Genomic DNA, 17925 nt, shown 5'->3' with positions numbered 1-17925 from the left:
TTAAAATTTTCACATAAATACTATTCATTAGTAGAATGAATAGGACCAAGGTCTTCCATCTCATGAGTTTTTCCACGAGCCATTAAAATATCTACTGCTTCTTTGGGATCCTTTTGATTAAATAGAACATCATATAAGGCGTTGGTGATTGGCATTGTTACATCCATTTTTTTAGCGAGCTGGTAAGCAGCTTTTGTCGTTCTTACTCCTTCAACAACCATTCCCATATTAGCTAGTACTTCATCTAAATTTTGCCCCTTGCCCAATAAGTTCCCCGCTCGCCAATTCCGACTGTGGACACTTGTGCAAGTTACGATTAAATCTCCAATACCGGTTAAACCCGCAAATGTTAGGGGGTTGGCTCCCATTGCCACGCCCAGTCTAGATATTTCAGCTAATCCACGCGTAATTAGAGCTGCTTTTGCATTGTCACCATAGCCTAAACCATCTGTAATTCCAGCCGCAAGCGCAATAATATTCTTCAACGCACCACCTATTTCAACACCTACAACGTCTGGATTAGTATAGACCCGTAAATGCTGGTTGATAAACATATCTTGTACTCTCTGTGCAGCACGAAGATCTTCACAGGCTACTGTGACAGTGGTAGGCTGTCTCCTACTCACTTCTTCCGCATGGCTTGGGCCAGATAATACAACAACATTTGATAATAAATTAGGTGGTAACTCTTCGCTAATAACCTCTGATACTCTCTTAAAGGTATCCGGTTCAATTCCCTTACTTACATGAACAATTGTAATGGGTTTTTCAATAATTGAACGAATTTGGGTCATAACTTCGCGAATGGCTTTTGTCGGAACAGCCAAAACAAGGGTCTCAATCCCCTGTAATGCATCTTCTAAAGAGGAATATCCGATAATATTCTCGGGCAGTGAAACTCCTGGAAGATACTTCTCGTTTGTATGCTTCTCATTTATCTCTTTAATCTGCTGTTCTTTATGTGCCCATAATCTAACCTGGTACCCATTATCCGCTAGTACAAGTGCTAATGCTGTTCCCCAGCTTCCCGCTCCTACAACTATGACATTCTCCAATTTCATCACCCTTTTTTCTATTATTTACGAGCTCTAGTAAATATTTTAATTGGAGTTCCGATAAATCCAAATGATGCTCGAATTTGATTTTCCAAGAATCGTTCATATGAGAAATGCATGAGTTCTGGATCATTGACAAATACAGCAAAGCTTGGTGGCTTAACTGCAACCTGTGTTGCGTAATACAGTTTCAAACGATTTCCATTATGTGTTGGCGTTGGGTTCATGGCAACGGCATCCAATATAACATCATTTAACACATTCGTTTGAACACGTAAGCTATGGTTCTCTGCCGCAACATTGATCATCGGTAACAGTGTATGCGTTCGACGTTTTGTTAAAGCTGATAAAAAGACGATTGGTGCATAGTCCAGAAACTTAAAGTGAGCTCTAATCTTTTCTTCAAATTCTTTCATGGTCTTCTCATCTTTTTCAACGACATCCCATTTATTCACAACGATTACGATCGCACGACCAGCATCATGAGCATAACCAGCGATTTTCATATCTTGTTCAATGATTCCTTCTTCACCACTAATAACAACTAATACAACATCAGAGCGTTCAATCGCCTTTAATGCACGTAGAACACTATATTTTTCAGTACTTTCGTAAACTTTCCCTTTCTTTCTCATACCGGCTGTATCAATAATTACATAATCTTGACCATCCTTTGAGTAAGGACTATCAACTGCATCTCTTGTCGTTCCAGCGATTGCACTTACAATAACTCTTTCTTCACCTAGTAAAGCATTAACAAGTGATGATTTCCCTACATTAGGACGACCAATTAGAGAAAAGAGAATGGTACTTTCGTCATAAATTTCAGGTTCTCTGCTAGGAAAGTGCTGAACCGCAGCATCAAGTAAATCACCGAGACCAAGACCATGAGAACCTGAAATTGGCATAGGCTCCCCAAATCCTAACCCGTAGAAGTCAAAAATATCATTTCTCATTTCCGGATTATCAATCTTGTTAACAGCAAGAACAACAGGCTTATCAGATCTGTATAAGATCTTTGCGACCTCTTCATCTGCAGCCGTTACACCATCTCTTCCGTTTACCATAAAGATAATTACATCTGATTCATCTATTGCAACTTCTGCTTGTTGACGGATTTCGGTTAGAAAAGGGGCGTCTCCAATTTCAATACCACCTGTATCAATTATATTAAAATCTTGATTTAACCATTCTCCTGAACTATAAATTCGATCTCTTGTGATACCTGGTGTATCTTCTACAATGGATATTCTTTCTCCCACAATTCTATTAAAGATAGTTGACTTTCCTACGTTCGGTCTTCCAACTATTGCAATAATTGGTTTTGGCATCTTTTTTCTTCCTTTCTACTATCCGTTACACACATACTTTATTTGAAATTGTCTCTACGCTATGTTTGTTACGTTGGCAATTGCATATGCGCTCATTGTTAGGTAAAAAAGTATCCCACCATTCTTTAGGGAAAGGCTTGAAAAAACCATCCTTTTTAGGGTAGTAGGGACTTGCGTTTTCAAACCTAACTTATTAATCCTACCAAAAATGTGTAAAGAGAACAATGTTTTCCTTAATGTCGAACGATGATATATACTTCTTCGCTCAACTTATGTGCAATTCCGTCAATGATTGCTTCTAAGTTTTTCGCAAAATCATCCATCTCTTCAACCGAATCACATGTAAAAATGGCTGTACCACCTGCGACTTTTTTGGGGTTTATTGTCACGATCGCTAGAATAAATTTATCTAGATTCATTTTATCTTATGCCCCTTTTTGTTTGCTTTTGATTCTGTTGGCATCCTAATCGCATTTTCCAAAGTGGGTACAAGACCAATTACCTCAATGGCTTTCTCATAGTCCTTAACCTGTGGTAGAACAAATATACCTACACGTCCATCGTCTAAATCTCTTTTGGCTAGAGGAACAAGGGCTGGTGTACCTGAGTCACGATATACACCTAAAGCAATCGACATGTCATATAAAATTGCTTGCCGTTGACCTAAGTTAGCAATGGTAGACCTTGCATTAAAGTTTTTAGGCTTTAAGATAAAACCCATCCCGTATTTTAAAACTTCCTTTTGTCTTTCGGGTATCCCGATATTCATAATATATATATTATCCACGTAAAGACCCGCACCTTCAAACCTCGGTTCAATATATTCAATGTCGATTATATCTTTAAGACTGCCCCCACTCATTAGTTTCTTTGAGAGAAACAGTGCAATTCCTCCTGCTAATAGGCCAGCCCAAATATTCCAGACTAAGTATGACAAAGTAGAAACAAATGAACTAAAAATAACTAAATAGTTTCTCCCTTCAAATGCAACAGCGATGCCCTCAATATATGTATTACCCCTTGAAACCAACTCATATTCATCTAATTGTGCTAATGTATTTCTTTCCATATTTCGTACTTCTCTAAACTGAGATGCCGCCAAAGTTAGAAAGGTTATCGCTGTAAAATCTTCTTCCATGATGGAGGGTACAGCGACTGTTCCAAGACCTGCCGCTATAAAACCAAGAGCAATATGAATGATCTTCCCATGAAGATAAGTAGGATATTGTCGGTAATCCGTCCTTAACATATAAATCCTTGTTAAGGTTCCGATTGTTACACCAAAAAGAATGGGGTACGTGTATTCATTCATAGAATTCCAGCCTTTCTTTTGCTAGTTTTTGAAATACCCTGATTAAACATCGCAGATAACCGTTCAATTCCATCCCACATAAAGAGTAGGATGATACCGAATACAACTACATCAAAGAACGAGAGATTACCCATACTATATGGAAATCTAAAGTAGTCCATAATAACACCGTATAGAATCTCACCGTGGCTTACACCAAACAGAAACATAATGATGCGTTCCTTCCTACTTTTGGCTAATAGTAGAACTAAATATATAAGGATAAAAGCAACCATAAAAGAGGGTTGAAAAATAACCCATATAGGATCAAACAATCGAAACAATTGAAAGCTTACATAAGCAAAAGTTAGGATGAAGGTACAGATCAATATGTAAAGTAGTTTACTGTTTTTCATGTAAGCAACTTGGATATACGTGATGAGAAGCAACACTATGAATCCATAGGATACTTCTATTTTAGAAAAAGAGGAATGGTGATGAGCCGTTATAAGTAGGATTAAAACGAGACTCGCTAATCTAGTCCTTAGTTTCCCCTTTTTCATAAAGAATGTAATGATAATCCAACCCATCCATGCAAACCAATAAAACGAAATACCTTCCAAGAATATCCCTCCTATCATTTCCATTATTTCTTCATTTCATGAAAATTAATCAATTTACAACATTGAATGTGTTTGGTGTAGTTAGGAGAGGATAAGTAAAGATTTTATTGTGAGAGGAGGAGAAAACATGGGAAAAGACCGTCAAGAAAAAAAAGTAAAGGCTTCTGGAAAAGTGGAGTCCGACCGAGATCAACAGCTTAATTATCCTGGTGCAACAACAATGGAAGGACCTAAAGAGGCAAGAGAGAGGTCAGAAAAAAACAGCTCATATACGTGAGCTGTTTTTCTTATTTACTATATGATGATGTATCAATACCTCTTTGGGTTAGCCAATGATAGGTATCGCCTTTAATGATGATAGGGGCCTTACCCAGTTCTAAAATATCTCTTTTGCCGAGCACCGTCATGATGAAGCTTAAATCAGTGTGAATCTCTTTAACCTCTTGAATTACCTCATCGGCACCCTGTTCTAATAGGATTTTCAGGAAATAACCCGCCATCCCTACACAACTAGCCCCTAAAGTGATCGATTTAGCAATATCTAAGGCTGACATAATTCCACCAGATGCAATTACAGATAGCCTGCGAGATTGGGAACGGACCTCAACAATTGATGATGTTGTTGGGATACCCCAATCATTAAAAAAGGATAAATTCCGTTCACGTCTTAAATTTTCTATTCTTGAGAAGTTCGTACCACCAAACCCGCCTACATCAACTAACTGTACACCAATATCTAACAGAATTTGAGCGGTTTCTTTACTCATACCGTATCCGACCTCTTTCACAATCACAGGAACAGGTACACGAGATACAATTTGTTCAATCCGTTCAAATGCCTGTTTAAAATCTCGGTCTCCTTCAGGCATGACTAGCTCTTGAACGACATTTAAGTGAATTTGAATAGCATTTGCCTCAATCATATCAATTGCTCTCTGTGCTTGTTCTACCGTTGCTTCACTTCCTAAGTTAGCAAAAATAACCCCTTTTGGATTTTCTTTGCGAACGATTTCATAGGAAGCTCTTTCTGATGGATCCCTTAATGCAGACATTTGCGAACCGACAGCAAGTGCTACACGACACTCGTTCGCTACCATGGCTAGGCTCTGGTTGATTTTTAATGTTTGATTACCTCCACCACCTGTCATGGCGTTAATAAGAATAGGCGAACTTAAAGAAAGTTCGCCTAGCTTACAATTCATTTTTATATCCCCGACTGACAGGTTTGGTAAACTCTGATGAACAAATTGAATGTCCTCAAATCCATGAGCACGTACTTGACCTGTATCGATTGCATGATTAATATGATCTATTTTTCGTTGTGATCTACTCATAGTCATCACCATTATCTTAATTTATTTAATTTGTCACCAATCAAATCACCTAGACTGAAACCCGATGATTCCTCTTTTTGCTGATACTCACGGAAATCTATTTTATCTTCGTCTTCTAAAAGTTCACGGATACTTAAAGAGATTCGTTGATCAGATTCATTAATGTCAAGCACCTTCACTTTTACTTGCTGACCTACTTCTAAGGATTCATGTGGTGTAGCAATGTGCTTATTTGAGATTTGAGAGATGTGTACAAGTCCTTCTACTCCTGGGAACAATTCGACGAAGGCACCAAAAGCCACAAGTCTTCTAACCTTCCCCTCCACAACGGAGCCTACTTTAAGCTTTTCAGAAACTTGCCCCCAAGGTCCTGGAACTGTTTCCTTTATAGACAGAGAAATTCTTTCATTATCAAGATCTACCCCAAGTACCTTAACCGTAACTTTTTGTCCTTCTTGCACAACCTCAGAGGGCTTGCTAACGTGTTCATGTGAAAGCTGCGAAATGTGAACCAATCCATCAATTCCACCGATATCTACAAATGCACCAAAATCAGTTATACGTTGCACCGTTCCTTCTAGAGTTTGGCCAACCTTTAACGATCCAATAGTTGCTCTTTTTTGTTGCTTTTGCTCTTGCTCAACAACTACACGATGTGATAAAATTAGACGGTTTTTCTCTTTATCCAATTCAACTATCTTTACCGCTAAGAGTTTCCCTTTGTAATCTGTAAAGTCTTCAACAAAGTGTGCCTCTACCAAGGAAGCTGGGATAAAACCTCTAACACCTAAATCCACTACTAGTCCGCCTTTTACAACGTCTTTAATTTCGGTTTCAAAAACTTCTCCTGAATTAAACTTAGACTCAAGCTCGCCCCATGCATTCTCTGCTTCAACCGCTTTTTTTGAAAGAATAACGGCATCATCTTCTACTTTTATTACTTTTAGCTCTAGTGTTTGTCCTTCAGAAACAATTTCACTAGCCTTTTCAACATGGAAACTAGAAAGCTCACTGATTGGAACAATTCCATCTGATTTATATCCTATGTTTACTAGAACCTGCTTTTCTTCAACCTTTGTTACTTGACCGGTAACAATGTCACCGATTTCTAAACTTTTAACTACCATAACTTCTTGGTCCATCTCTTCCATTCCAATTACCTCCTTATTTACCAGCAAACGATTTGAAACAAACTGTTAAACGGTATTTTTTTATATGTATGAAAAAGGAAGGGAAATACCCTTCTCATATGAAAAATCTAGGTGTTGCTCTGCCGAAGAAAAGTGTGGCATGTTCTTTGTTAGCTTTTTAAGATTTGGGTTTTCATGCCGAGAACGCTTATCTTCTCAGTATTTTTTTAAAAATTATTTCTTCTCTAACTTCTAATAAATGCAATAAATTGTCAAGTAATAAACTCTGACTATTTGTATTTTTGCAGGATTTGCTGAATTGAATCCATGATTAACTCAGTAGCTTCTTCTGCAGATCCTTTTCTTTCTCTCATTTCTTGCATATTTATAGGAGGACCAAACACAACTACTACTCGCTTAAAAGGTTTATAAGGTCCAATAATGGCACATGGTATCACCTGTGCCTCTGTTCGGAGTGCAAAGAATCCAGCCCCCGCTAACCCTTTGCCAAGCTCCCCCGTCTTGCTTCTTGTACCTTCTGGAAATAAACCAAGGACTTTTCCATCCTTTAAGATTTGAAGAGCTGTTCGAAGAGATTGCTTATCGCTTACCCCCCTCTTAACTGGAAAGGCATTAATGCTAGGTAAAAGGTTTTTAAGGATTGGCAGACGAAATAATTCATCTTTTGCCATGAAGTGTATGTCTCTTGTTGATGAAATCCCTACAATTGGTGGATCTAAATTATCAATATGATTTGAGCATATTATGACACCACCTGAAGTTGGAATATTATCCGCACCAACTACTTGAAGTTGATATAACGGTTTTAATAATCCTGTACAAATGGCTTTACCAGCTTTATACAGATTCACATCCATCAATCCTTTCGTGAGCTAACACCATGATTCTTTCAACCACCTCAAATATTGACAATGAAGTAGTATCGATTGCGATTGCATCTTCCGCTTTAACTAAAGGTGCCACTTCTCTTTCAGAATCAATTTTATCTCGTTGTTCGATCTCTGCCATTAGCTGTTCAAGGTTGGATTCCATACCTTTTCGAATGTTTTCACCAAATCTTCTACGGGCACGTTCTTCAACAGAAGCTAGTAAAAAAACTTTCACCTCAGCGTGAGGAAGGACATGAGTTCCGATATCTCTTCCATCCATCACCACACCACCACTTGAAGCCATATCCTTTTGTCTATGAACCATTTCTTCTCTGACGAGTCCATGAGCAGCCACGTAAGAGACTTGGTTTGTTACCGCATTAGATCGTATCTCATCTGTAACATTCACTTGATCCAAAAACACAAGCTGACCTTCATTGGATGGCTTCAAACCAATTTTTGTTCGAGAAAGCATTTCTGATAATGCATGTTCATTATGAATATCTATACTGTTTTGAAGAGCTTTAAAAGTTAATGCTCTGTACATAGCACCTGTATCAATATATATATATGAAAGATTCTCAGCAACTTGCTTCGCAACTGTACTTTTTCCTGCAGCAGCTGGACCATCAATTGCAATCGATAATTGTTTACTCATTTTTCCTCCCAAAATCCTAAAATTATAGGTTGTCCTATTTCAAGTAAGCTATAAATGAAAAAAAGCAGGTTCTACCTGCTGCTATTGTTCTTCACAGATGATAAATTTATTTTATCATAGCTTCTATTAACGGTCGAATGTTTCTACTACTTTCGTATACGTATCTTTCGTTACCCCTTCATACTGGATAACCTTTGATAAGAAAGGAGAAAGCTGATGATTCATCATAATGACCTGAGCTATAACTAGACAAATGATTTGTATCACAACTACCTTCATTAATATTCTTTCGATATGTTTCACCATATCCCCCTCTTCTTCAAACTGTCACTCTAGTTTAAGGGGAATTTTGATTTTTTATACTATTTAATCCCTTTTCGTTTTAAATTTATTTGTCGCTCAAAGGAAAATCGGATGAGAAGCTGGCGATCCGTATCATTTATATCTACAAATTCTATTGGCATTTTGTCACGCTCTCCATCTCTACCTGGAATCACTCTAATCGCCTTTGATTTAAGTGTAATATATTGATAGTCTCCTGATTGCATAGGTAAGACGATCCAGCAGGTAAAAGTGGTTTCTGGTTCTAAGCTTTTATTAGATGGTAAAATTATGGAAGCTCCACCTGCACTTATATCACTCGTCACTGTAACAAAAGGACTAAACTCACTATTTATTGGCTGCAAGGCTACGTCAACCGAAGTATCTACACGAACATATTGCCTTCGCTGTATCCTCACAACGTTATCTTCTTCTGGGCATGATAACGCAATCATAGGAATATTTTGTTTTGTACGTCCTTGAACTTCTGTTTCAAATAAATAAACTGTATTGTCCTTGCCAACAAAAGAGGCCTTTAATTGAGTTCCGTCTAATAGAAAAACAGTTCTCCCTGTCTTCATATTAATAGGATAATCAATAAACAATTTTTCGCCATTTTTTTCTACTAGTTTGCATCTATATTTTTCATTATCAACTGAGTTCTTTGGCTCTAGTATAATTGTATCTCCTATGTTAATCATGAAATCCCTCACTTATTTTACCAGTGCTCCTATTATCTCACGGAATAAAAAAAAGGAAAAGCCATTATTGATTGAATACTGGCTTTTCTTCTTATTAAGCTATAGTAACTCCTTATAGATCGGCTCAGCATTTCTAAGCTTTTCTACCTTTTCTTCAAAACCAGTCTCGGAATTTATAAAGATACGGTAGGTGTCATTTTTAATCGTACCTAGGAACTCGTAGCAAAGCACTTCCTCTTGAATGTCATTCACAATGAGAGCAAGTCGATCTTCCATGACATCGACACCAGGGTTAATTTTATCTCTTGCCTGTTCTACCGTAAGACTAGGTTTTGGCAAATCTCGTTTATGATTTGCCATCAAGTAATCCTTTGCCGTAAAACCGATTACATTCCCATCATCTAGTGCAACTTTTATAGTTATAGCATCAGGGTAGATTCGAACATCGTTTTTTACCGAAACAAAGGTGAATATGCCTATATTATCGTATTGGGCACTTTCAAACATTTGCAGATCCTGGAATTTATGATCCTTTAGATAGCTCACTGCCTTTTCCATTGCTTCATTTAATCCAATATTTTTTTCCTTTACATCTCGGTTTCGTAGTACCCAAATCGGATAACCACCTTTTTTCGTCACATCCATATATATTTCCGTCTTAGCCTTTGGATCGTCTACAGCCAAACTATAAAATCCATACTCTGACCCTTTTCCATTTTCAGATACTTGTATCTCTTCTTGACCTTTTAGTCCTAAGAAATCTTGTGCAACTTTTTTAGCTTGTTCCTCTGTAATTTCACCGCCAGTTAAATACTGAAAACCCTTTTCTTCTTTATTCATACTAGTAAATGTCGGACCAAAATCAGCCTCTGAATAGCCTTCTACATTTTTTTCAACTGTTTTAAATCCATCAATAATGGTATTATCCTGTTGTTGATCTGTTGCTAGGGCTAACTGCACATCCATCCAGCGAAGATTATTTTCTAAAACTAAATGCTGTACGTTTCTAAGTTCCTTCTGGATATCTCCTGACTTTTCATATAGAGACTCTAGTGTTTTATATTCCTCGTCAGTTAACGGTTCTTTGTCTAAATCACGGACTGCCGTGCGGTAACTAAATTCGCCAACATTCGCCAAGAATTCTTCTGTTTTGTTAAATGGGAGTAGGGTTAATGGTAACTGCCCTACATCAGAATGTGCTTCTGACGTTAATCTCCAAACCTCCGCTAAGGAAGGTGAAAGCTGTTGTCTAGAATTCATTGCTAAAGTAGACCCGATTTTATCGTTTAATAAATCCAATTGATAGGTTAAATCGTGAAACGCACGCTGATAGTTATTTTCCGCATGAATTAATACGGCATTTTTCTCAATATGTTCTTGGTAACCCCAATAAGCAGTACCGGCAACCCCTATTGTTAATACTCCAATAATTATTCCTCTAAGCATATTCTTTCACCCCTCTATTTACAGAAGATGTGCTTTCCGATTTTTTTAATTTGTGGTCTTCCCCATATCCAGCCATTTGTCGCTGTATCTGGGTTAAAGTAATAAATCGCACTTTCGGTTGGATCAAACCCATTAATTGCATCTAAGACTGCTTTCTTTGCTTGTTCATTTGGAGTTAAATTAATTTGTCCATCTGCAACGGCTGTAAAAGCACGAGGTTCATAAATAACACCCGAAACAGTATTTGGGAAAGCCGGACTATTAATTCTATTTAGGATGACCGCTGCCACAGCCACTTGCCCGATAAATGGCTCACCTCTCGATTCTCCATAAACAGCATTAGCCATTAATCTGAGATCATTTTGTGAAAAACCGTTTGGCATATTAACGGCAGTGTCTCTAGGTGTATCTTCCTGCTCTTGTTCAATTGGTTGTTCTTTTTGCTTCTCTGCTGGTGGCTGGGCCTTTGCTTGTGGCTTCTGCGCTACTGGCGGTTGGGCCTTTGCTTGTGGCTTCTGCGCTACTGGCGGTTGGGCCTTTGCTTGTGGCTTCTGCGCTACTGGCGGTTGGGCCTTTGCTTGTGGCTTCTGCGCTGCTGGCGGTTGGGCCTTTGCTTGTGGCTTCTGCGCTGCTGGCGGTTGGGCCTTTGCTTGTGGCTTCTGCGCTCCTGGCTGTTGGGCCTTTGCTTGTGGCTTCTGCGCTGCTGGCGGTTGGGCCTTTGCTGGTGGCTGCTGCGCTGCTGGCGGTTGGGCCTGAGCTGGTGGCTTCTGCGCTGCTGGCGGTTGGGCTACATTTCCTTGTTTTTGTAGCTCCTTATTTCGGTTTAAATTTTGTACAACCCTATTTTTTTCTGCTGCCTTTTTTGCTTGCTCAATCATTTTTTGACTCGGTGCACTTTGATTGGCCAATGGTGTGCCGCCATAATGTGTAAATCGACGCCCTTGTTGTAGTTGTTGATAAACAAAGTTTTTATCATACTTTGTTGCTTTTACAATCATTTCTTTTGTTTTTCCACCGACAAATCCATCTACTACTGTCAGTCCAAATTCCTTTTGAAAGTTACGAACGGACCAATAAGTTGACCAACCAAATACTCCATCAATAGGACCATGATAATAACCGTTATATTGCAAACGTGCTTGTAATTCAATTACATCATCACCTGTGGCTCCCCTTTGAATAATTTGATTACTAAATGCGTGGCCCGTTTGTGCTGGGAATAATGAAACAACAAAACAAACTGTAATCATGATGATTAGAGGAATTCTCCAGATAGATCGAAGCCTCATCTTTTTACCTCCTTAACCAAATTCTTAGGTGTCTTACAAGTATTTTCTGTATTGTCGCTAATTTTATACAAGAACTTTGCATAGAAAGTGAATTTCATTCAATTCACTTCAAGTCAAATAATAAAAAAAAGCAATTGTCATTGTGACAATTGCTTAATCGATGGTTCATGAATCAATCTAGCTAGCTTTACTTTTCTAAGAGCTAGCCACCATAAAAAAATCATAAAGGGCACGATAAAAATAATCCATTGTTCGAAAGAATAGATAATATAATCATAAAATCCATGCAAAATAAATGGAACGACTAGTGAAAGTATCAAAAACCTCTGTTTACTTTTCCCCAGACTAAACTTGGCCTTTCCTAAGTAATAGCCCATAATCACACCTAATAAAGCGTGGCTCGATACCGGAAGTAGGGCCCGACCAATGGCTAAATCCACACCATGTGCAAATAGGTATAATATATTTTCAACACTTGCAAAACCTAACGATACAGCGGCACCATAAACAATGCCGTCATACAGTTCATCAAATTCAACATGTTTATAGGCAATAAAAAACAAGATAAACCACTTGAAAAATTCTTCAAGCAAACTAGACATGAAGAATGCATTTAGTAAATCTGAAACAAAAATGCCTTCCAATGTTAATACATATTGAATAAACATAATCGGAAACACAAGGATGGATCCAAATAAAAACGTTCGAATAACCATTGAAATTGGTTCTGATTCGTATTGGTCCTTTAAGTAAAAATAACTAAGCAAGGCAACACCTGGGGCAATACCAGTTGTTATAATTCCTAACATATCTGTACCTCATTTCCATCAATCTCTAGAATGAGTATAAATGAATAGAAAAAATGTAATCACTCTCTAGTCAAGATCACTTTCTTATCGTAACATGATAATGAATGATTGAGAATGTTTCATGATAGAAAATTTCAAGGAGTAAATGGAGGGTTCAATGAAAAACATCTTAATACTTCATACAGGCGGTACAATCGCCATGCAAGAAGATAAACATACTGGGTCTGTTCAGCATGACGGAGTGGGACATCCCCTTCATGATTCCATCACAGCACTAAGTAAGATAGCAAATATAACGGCCGAGGAAGTATTCCAACTTCCCTCACCTCATTTCACGTCAGCTGAGATGTTATTTTTAAAGGAACGGATTGAGCTTGCAACTTACTCAGAGCAAATTGATGGAGTGGTGATTACTCATGGAACCGACACTCTTGAGGAGACAGCTTATTTTTTAGATTTAACTGTTAGGACAAGCATTCCAATTGTCCTGACGGGAGCAATGCGGTCAAGTAATGAAATGGGGGCGGATGGACCTTACAATCTACTATCTTCAGTAAGGGTGGCGGCATGTGACCAATCCAAAAAAAATGGAGTTCTTGTCGTTCTAAATGATGAGATTCATACAGCAAAAAATGCGACAAAAACGCATACTAGTAATATTGCTACCTTCCAAAGTCCTCAATATGGACCAGTTGGAATTGTCACTAAACGTGGCGTCTTTTTTCACCACCACCCTTTAAATCATGAAAAATATAATGTGCAACGTATTACAAAAAACGTCATGCTATTAAAAGCTTATGCTGGCATGGATTCTTCTTTATTATTTGCATTAAAAGAAATGAAGATTGATGGACTTGTCATTGAAGCATTAGGTCAAGGAAATCTCCCACCAACCATGATTGCTGGAGTAATGAATCTTTTAGAACATGATATCCCTATCGTGCTCGTGTCTCGTTGCTTTAATGGAATTGTACAAGATATATACTCATACGTTGGGGGCGGTCGACAGCTTAAGCAGCTTGGGGCAATCTTTTCAAACGGTCTTAACGGACAAAAGGCAAGAATTAAGCTTATGGTGGCATTAGAACAGACAGATGATTTGCGAAAGCTGCAAAGCTTGTTTTTGAATTAAATGCTGATTCTACAGTTTGGAAGACCCCAGCATTGTTATAGATTGGCTGGGGTCTTCGCATATTCCGAGGCTTTTTTTGGTATTTAATATATCCCCCCCTAACCTACTATTTAGGATACCACTGAAAAAGTAGTCATTCTCAAAAAACTAGTTATTTTAGGGAGTATATGTTGATGGGAACGCAAGGTGCGAGACTCCTGCTTAGAGCAGCAGGACAGGTGAGACTCACGCATGGCGCAAGCCGAGGAGGCTCACCGCCCGCCCCGGGGAAATGGTGCATCCTGAAGTGGAAACAAACAGGTAGATTTAACACATATTTTTAAAAATTCGGACTTTTTAACTGCCCTCACTAGTTAGAAGTGGTACTTTTGATCGAACTAGCAATGAGTCCACCGTGAAAACGACCATTTTCAATAAAGATCTCATTTGCGTTATTACCAGCTGCAAGTACACCTGCTATATAGATTCCCTTTCTATTTGTCTCCATCGATTCTGGATTAAAAAGGGGTCGTCCCGAGACTTCATCTATTAAAACGCCCATTTTTTGAAGAAGTTGGTGTTCGGGGTGATAGCCAATCATGGCAAATACAAAATCATTTTTAATTGAAGCATCTATTCCATCTATTCGAAAGAACACATTGCTATCTGTTATCTTAGTGACAGTAGCATTGAAGTACATCTTTATACTTCCGCCTCTTGCTAAAGATTCGAACTCAGGTAAAATCCATGGTTTTATACTTAAAGAATAATCACTGCCCCTATATAAAACCGTAACGCGTGCACCCACTCTTTCAAGTTCTAGTGCTGCATCTATTGCAGAGTTTTTCCCACCTATAACGACTACATCTTTATCGAAATAAGGATGTGCTTCTTTGAAATAATGAGAAACCTTGTCAAGCTCTTCACCAGGTACACTTAGAGCATTGGGATTGTCGTAATAACCAGTAGCAATTACGAGATACCCTGCTTCGTAAAGACGTTCTTTCCCTGTTTGTAAGATGGTCCTTACGCTAAATTGTCCATTCTCGCCCTCAACTCTAACCACCTTTTCAAAGGCATGAATTCTCAAATCTTTTCTTTTAACCACTTCTCGGTAATAAGCTAGAGCCTGACTACGAACAGGTTTTCTGCTTTCAGTGATAAATGGGATCTCTCCTATTGACAGCTTTTCACTTGTGCTAAAGAAAGTCTGATGTGTTGGGTAATGGTAAATTGCATTAACTATATTACCTTTTTCTATAATTAAAGGATTAAATCCGACCTCTTTTAACGAAATGGCAGTGGCCAATCCACAGGGTCCTCCGCCAACAATGATCACATCTTCCTTGTGCATTTATCTCTCCCCTTTTTTAAAAAAAGAAAAATCCCTTATCATTACTATGATAGGGGATTATAATCTTGATTTCAAACATTAGGTTTTTATATCCATCCTCTAAATCTTGAAGCTTCAGCCATTTTACGAGCACCCACCATGTAGGCAGCTAGGCGCATGTCTACACGGCGTGTTTGAGCGGTTTCATAGATATTATTGAAAGCCTTTACCATTACTTTTTCAAGCTTCTCTTCTACTTCTTCTTCGGTCCAGTAGTAGCCTTGGTTGTTTTGAACCCACTCAAAATATGAAACAGTTACTCCACCGGCGCTTGCTAAAACGTCAGGCACTAACAATACTCCACGTTCAGTTAAGATTTTCGTTGCTTCAAGTGTTGTTGGTCCATTAGCAGCTTCAACTACAATGCCAGCACGAATGTTATGTGCATTTTCCTCTGTAATCTGATTTTCAATTGCAGCAGGAACAAGGATATCACAATCAAGCTCAAGTAATTCTTTATTTGTAATTGTATTATTAAACAGCTTTGTTACTGTTCCAAAGCTATCTCTTCTATCAAGTAAATAATCAATATCTAAACCCTTCGGATCATATAGACCTCCGTATGCATCGGAAATACCAATTACCAAAGCTCCTGCATCATGCATGAACTTAGATAAGAAGCTTCCTGCATTTCCAAAGCCTTGAACAACCACTCGAGCACCTTCAAGCTTTAGCCCACGTCTTTTAGCGGCTTCTCGGATACAGATTGTTACACCTTTTGCAGTGGCTGTTTCACGACCGTGTGAACCACCCAAAACAATTGGTTTACCCGTAATAAACCCTGGTGAATTAAACTCATCAATTCGGCTGTATTCGTCCATCATCCAAGCCATAATCTGAGAGTTCGTAAATACATCTGGAGCAGGGATGTCTTTAGTTGGACCTACAATCTGACTGATTGCACGAACATAGCCACGACTTAATCGTTCTAACTCTCTAAACGACATTTCACGTGGGTCACAAACTATCCCACCTTTACCCCCACCATAGGGTAAATCTGCAATACCACATTTTAAACTCATCCAAATGGATAGTGCTTTTACTTCCTTCTCAGTTACATTTGGATGGAAGCGGATTCCACCTTTGGTTGGACCAACTGCATCATTATGCTGTGCACGGTAGCCCGTAAATATTTTTACGGAATCATCATCCATACGAATAGGTATCTTTACCGTCATCATACGAATGGGTTCCTTTAACAATTCATATACTTCTTCAGGGTATCCTAATTTCTCTAATGCACTATGTATGACAGTTTGAGTAGATTTTAAGACATCTAATTTATCATCACTATCATGAGAATGATCTGCGTTCTTTTCGGCAACCATCTGTAAACCTCCCAAAAATTATACCTATAAGTATTCTCTACCACTCGATAAATAGTATACACCTTCACTTTGCATATGCAAAGATGAAAAATTGACTTTTTTACAATTTGAAAAATAATTTTGAAAACGATTACATCATTTGGAAACTATGGTTAAAAGAAAATAAATACTTAGAAAATTACTATCTTATAGATTACTTTTAGTGGATATAAAAGGCTGTTTTCGTGAACTTTGTTGCTATTTAACCCAAAACCCATAAGTTGAGTGGTTGATTACAGCGAGAGAATGATCTCTTTGCGTGGGGGCGGGCTGTGAGCCTCCTCGGCGCTACTCTCGCCCCTTGAGTTAAGTCTCACCTGTTCCGCTGCTCTAAGCAGGAGCACTAGCATATTCGTCCCAATCAACTTATTTTTCAACGGGAAGATTTCACAAACTTCAATCTAAAAACAATCATCTTTTAGAAAAAAGCCAAATAAAAAAATCCATACAGTATATTCCTGTACGGACCTATTCTTATCTTTTGAAAAATTTGATTATTTGATGTATCGAATTTTCTTGCATTAGTTGTTTGCCGTACTCCATGACTCGATATTTGGTAACAGTTGCTGGGTTACCGTATTCAGCTAGAATGGCAATGATATTATCATTGTTATGATCAACTAGTTCACTATCTTCAAATAATAAATAGTATCTGGATTGAAACGAGAATAAAGTACCACCCTCGATCCGAAGGTTATGAAAATTCACAGCTAAAGAAATAATATCTTCTAAGTTGTTAAACTCGTAAAAAATATCGTCACTTTCATCTAGTGTCACTTGCATCTCGATATATTCATCTAGAAACTCATCTGTTTCTTCTTCTTGGTCAAATGCTTCCTTTGTAACGATGACCACCATGCCCTGAGCTTGAAGGGAGAATACCTCTACAGCAATCGGTCCGTCAGCTTCAAAGCCCAACTCGATGCTCGCTTCGTCCATCATATCTCGGAAAAGTTCTTGAACCTTTGGCGCATCATGCCATAAGTCTTCTTTTTTCAGACCACGTTCAAGGAGGTCATCAAATGTGAGAAATACCTTAATCTTATTATAAGTTAAACGTTCTAAACGCATTAGGGTAACCTCCTTACCATCAACTCCCACATCCTTACCTTTACTATATGAGTGGATTGTAAGATGGTTCATCACAATTACAACTTTAGTTTACACCAAAAGTCG

Annotated in this window: 19 protein-coding genes; 2 read left to right on the top strand and 17 right to left on the bottom strand. The window is 38.2% G+C overall.

The window, feature by feature from the left end; all coding sequences use genetic code 11:
* Positions 1-20: 20 nt before the first annotated feature.
* The 5 genes from ACOI1C_RS05000 to ACOI1C_RS04980 all read right to left on the bottom strand — a co-directional run bounded on the left by ACOI1C_RS05000 (position 21) and on the right by ACOI1C_RS04980 (position 4300).
* Positions 21-1061: an NAD(P)H-dependent glycerol-3-phosphate dehydrogenase gene (locus ACOI1C_RS05000; protein WP_422508599.1), complete on the bottom strand. Its 1041-nt coding sequence runs from the start codon at positions 1059-1061 to the stop codon at positions 21-23.
* Between the two features lie 14 nt (positions 1062-1075).
* On the bottom strand, positions 1076-2386 hold the full coding sequence (der, locus tag ACOI1C_RS04995) for a ribosome biogenesis GTPase Der (RefSeq protein ID WP_422508597.1): 1311 nt from the start codon (positions 2384-2386) through the stop codon (positions 1076-1078).
* Between the two features lie 233 nt (positions 2387-2619).
* Positions 2620-2805 (bottom strand): capping complex subunit for YIEGIA, encoded by a 186-nt coding sequence (locus tag ACOI1C_RS04990; protein ID WP_422508595.1) that lies wholly within the window; start codon positions 2803-2805, stop codon positions 2620-2622.
* Positions 2802-3698 carry a YIEGIA family protein gene (locus ACOI1C_RS04985; protein WP_422508593.1) on the bottom strand — a complete coding sequence of 299 codons (897 nt, stop codon included), beginning with the start codon at positions 3696-3698 and terminating at the stop codon, positions 2802-2804. The genes ACOI1C_RS04990 and ACOI1C_RS04985 overlap by 4 nt, the downstream gene beginning before the upstream one ends.
* On the bottom strand, positions 3695-4300 hold the full coding sequence (locus ACOI1C_RS04980) for a YphA family membrane protein (RefSeq protein ID WP_422508591.1): 606 nt from the start codon (positions 4298-4300) through the stop codon (positions 3695-3697). Before ACOI1C_RS04980 ends, ACOI1C_RS04985 begins: the two co-directional genes overlap by 4 nt.
* Before the next feature lie 127 nt (positions 4301-4427).
* On the opposite strand from ACOI1C_RS04980, the gene ACOI1C_RS04975 reads away from it, so the two are divergent.
* Positions 4428-4577: a YpzI family protein gene (locus ACOI1C_RS04975; protein ID WP_422508589.1), complete on the top strand. Its 150-nt coding sequence runs from the start codon at positions 4428-4430 to the stop codon at positions 4575-4577.
* A gap of 10 nt (positions 4578-4587) precedes the next feature.
* Here the strand turns inward: ACOI1C_RS04975 and fni are convergent, their stop codons facing one another.
* The 9 genes from fni to prsW all read right to left on the bottom strand — a co-directional run bounded on the left by fni (position 4588) and on the right by prsW (position 12878).
* Positions 4588-5634: a type 2 isopentenyl-diphosphate Delta-isomerase gene (gene fni / locus ACOI1C_RS04970; protein WP_422508587.1), complete on the bottom strand. Its 1047-nt coding sequence runs from the start codon at positions 5632-5634 to the stop codon at positions 4588-4590.
* Positions 5635-5645: 11 nt separating this feature from the next.
* Positions 5646-6785: a 30S ribosomal protein S1 gene (rpsA, locus tag ACOI1C_RS04965; protein ID WP_422508585.1), complete on the bottom strand. Its 1140-nt coding sequence runs from the start codon at positions 6783-6785 to the stop codon at positions 5646-5648.
* A gap of 269 nt (positions 6786-7054) precedes the next feature.
* On the bottom strand, positions 7055-7642 hold the full coding sequence (locus ACOI1C_RS04960) for a lysophospholipid acyltransferase family protein (RefSeq protein WP_422508583.1): 588 nt from the start codon (positions 7640-7642) through the stop codon (positions 7055-7057).
* On the bottom strand, positions 7623-8312 hold the full coding sequence (cmk, locus tag ACOI1C_RS04955) for a (d)CMP kinase (RefSeq protein ID WP_422508581.1): 690 nt from the start codon (positions 8310-8312) through the stop codon (positions 7623-7625). Before cmk ends, ACOI1C_RS04960 begins: the two co-directional genes overlap by 20 nt.
* Before the next feature lie 126 nt (positions 8313-8438).
* The gene (locus ACOI1C_RS04950) at positions 8439-8618 is read right to left on the bottom strand and encodes a YpfB family protein (protein WP_422508579.1); all 180 of its coding nucleotides are present in this window, start codon (positions 8616-8618) and stop codon (positions 8439-8441) included.
* 56 nt (positions 8619-8674) lie between these two features.
* Complete coding sequence (locus tag ACOI1C_RS04945) at positions 8675-9334, bottom strand: flagellar brake protein (protein ID WP_422508577.1); 660 nt, start codon at positions 9332-9334, stop codon at positions 8675-8677.
* A gap of 99 nt (positions 9335-9433) precedes the next feature.
* Positions 9434-10780, bottom strand: a complete 1347-nt coding sequence (gene ypeB, locus ACOI1C_RS04940) for a germination protein YpeB (RefSeq protein WP_422508575.1) — start codon at positions 10778-10780, stop codon at positions 9434-9436.
* Positions 10781-10794: 14 nt separating this feature from the next.
* Positions 10795-12069 carry a cell wall hydrolase gene (locus ACOI1C_RS04935; protein WP_422508573.1) on the bottom strand — a complete coding sequence of 425 codons (1275 nt, stop codon included), beginning with the start codon at positions 12067-12069 and terminating at the stop codon, positions 10795-10797.
* 137 nt (positions 12070-12206) lie between these two features.
* On the bottom strand, positions 12207-12878 hold the full coding sequence (gene prsW, locus ACOI1C_RS04930) for a glutamic-type intramembrane protease PrsW (RefSeq protein ID WP_422508571.1): 672 nt from the start codon (positions 12876-12878) through the stop codon (positions 12207-12209).
* A 157-nt stretch (positions 12879-13035) separates the two neighbouring features.
* Here prsW and ACOI1C_RS04925 point away from each other — a divergent pair, with 157 nt between their 5' ends.
* Positions 13036-14010: an asparaginase gene (locus ACOI1C_RS04925; protein WP_422508569.1), complete on the top strand. Its 975-nt coding sequence runs from the start codon at positions 13036-13038 to the stop codon at positions 14008-14010.
* Positions 14011-14359: 349 nt separating this feature from the next.
* Here the strand turns inward: ACOI1C_RS04925 and ACOI1C_RS04920 are convergent, their stop codons facing one another.
* The 3 genes from ACOI1C_RS04920 to ACOI1C_RS04910 form a co-directional block, all read right to left on the bottom strand.
* The gene (locus tag ACOI1C_RS04920; RefSeq protein ID WP_422508567.1) at positions 14360-15343 is read right to left on the bottom strand and encodes a YpdA family putative bacillithiol disulfide reductase; all 984 of its coding nucleotides are present in this window, start codon (positions 15341-15343) and stop codon (positions 14360-14362) included.
* Between the two features lie 86 nt (positions 15344-15429).
* On the bottom strand, positions 15430-16710 hold the full coding sequence (locus tag ACOI1C_RS04915; protein WP_422508565.1) for a Glu/Leu/Phe/Val family dehydrogenase: 1281 nt from the start codon (positions 16708-16710) through the stop codon (positions 15430-15432).
* A gap of 513 nt (positions 16711-17223) precedes the next feature.
* Positions 17224-17820 carry a genetic competence negative regulator gene (locus tag ACOI1C_RS04910; protein WP_422508563.1) on the bottom strand — a complete coding sequence of 199 codons (597 nt, stop codon included), beginning with the start codon at positions 17818-17820 and terminating at the stop codon, positions 17224-17226.
* Between the last annotated feature and the right edge of the window lie 105 nt (positions 17821-17925).

Source organism: Bacillus sp. DJP31 (assembly GCF_049310945.1).
GTDB lineage: Bacteria > Bacillota > Bacilli > Bacillales > SA4 > Bacillus_BS.
This window is presented reverse-complemented; position numbering and strand designations above follow the sequence as displayed.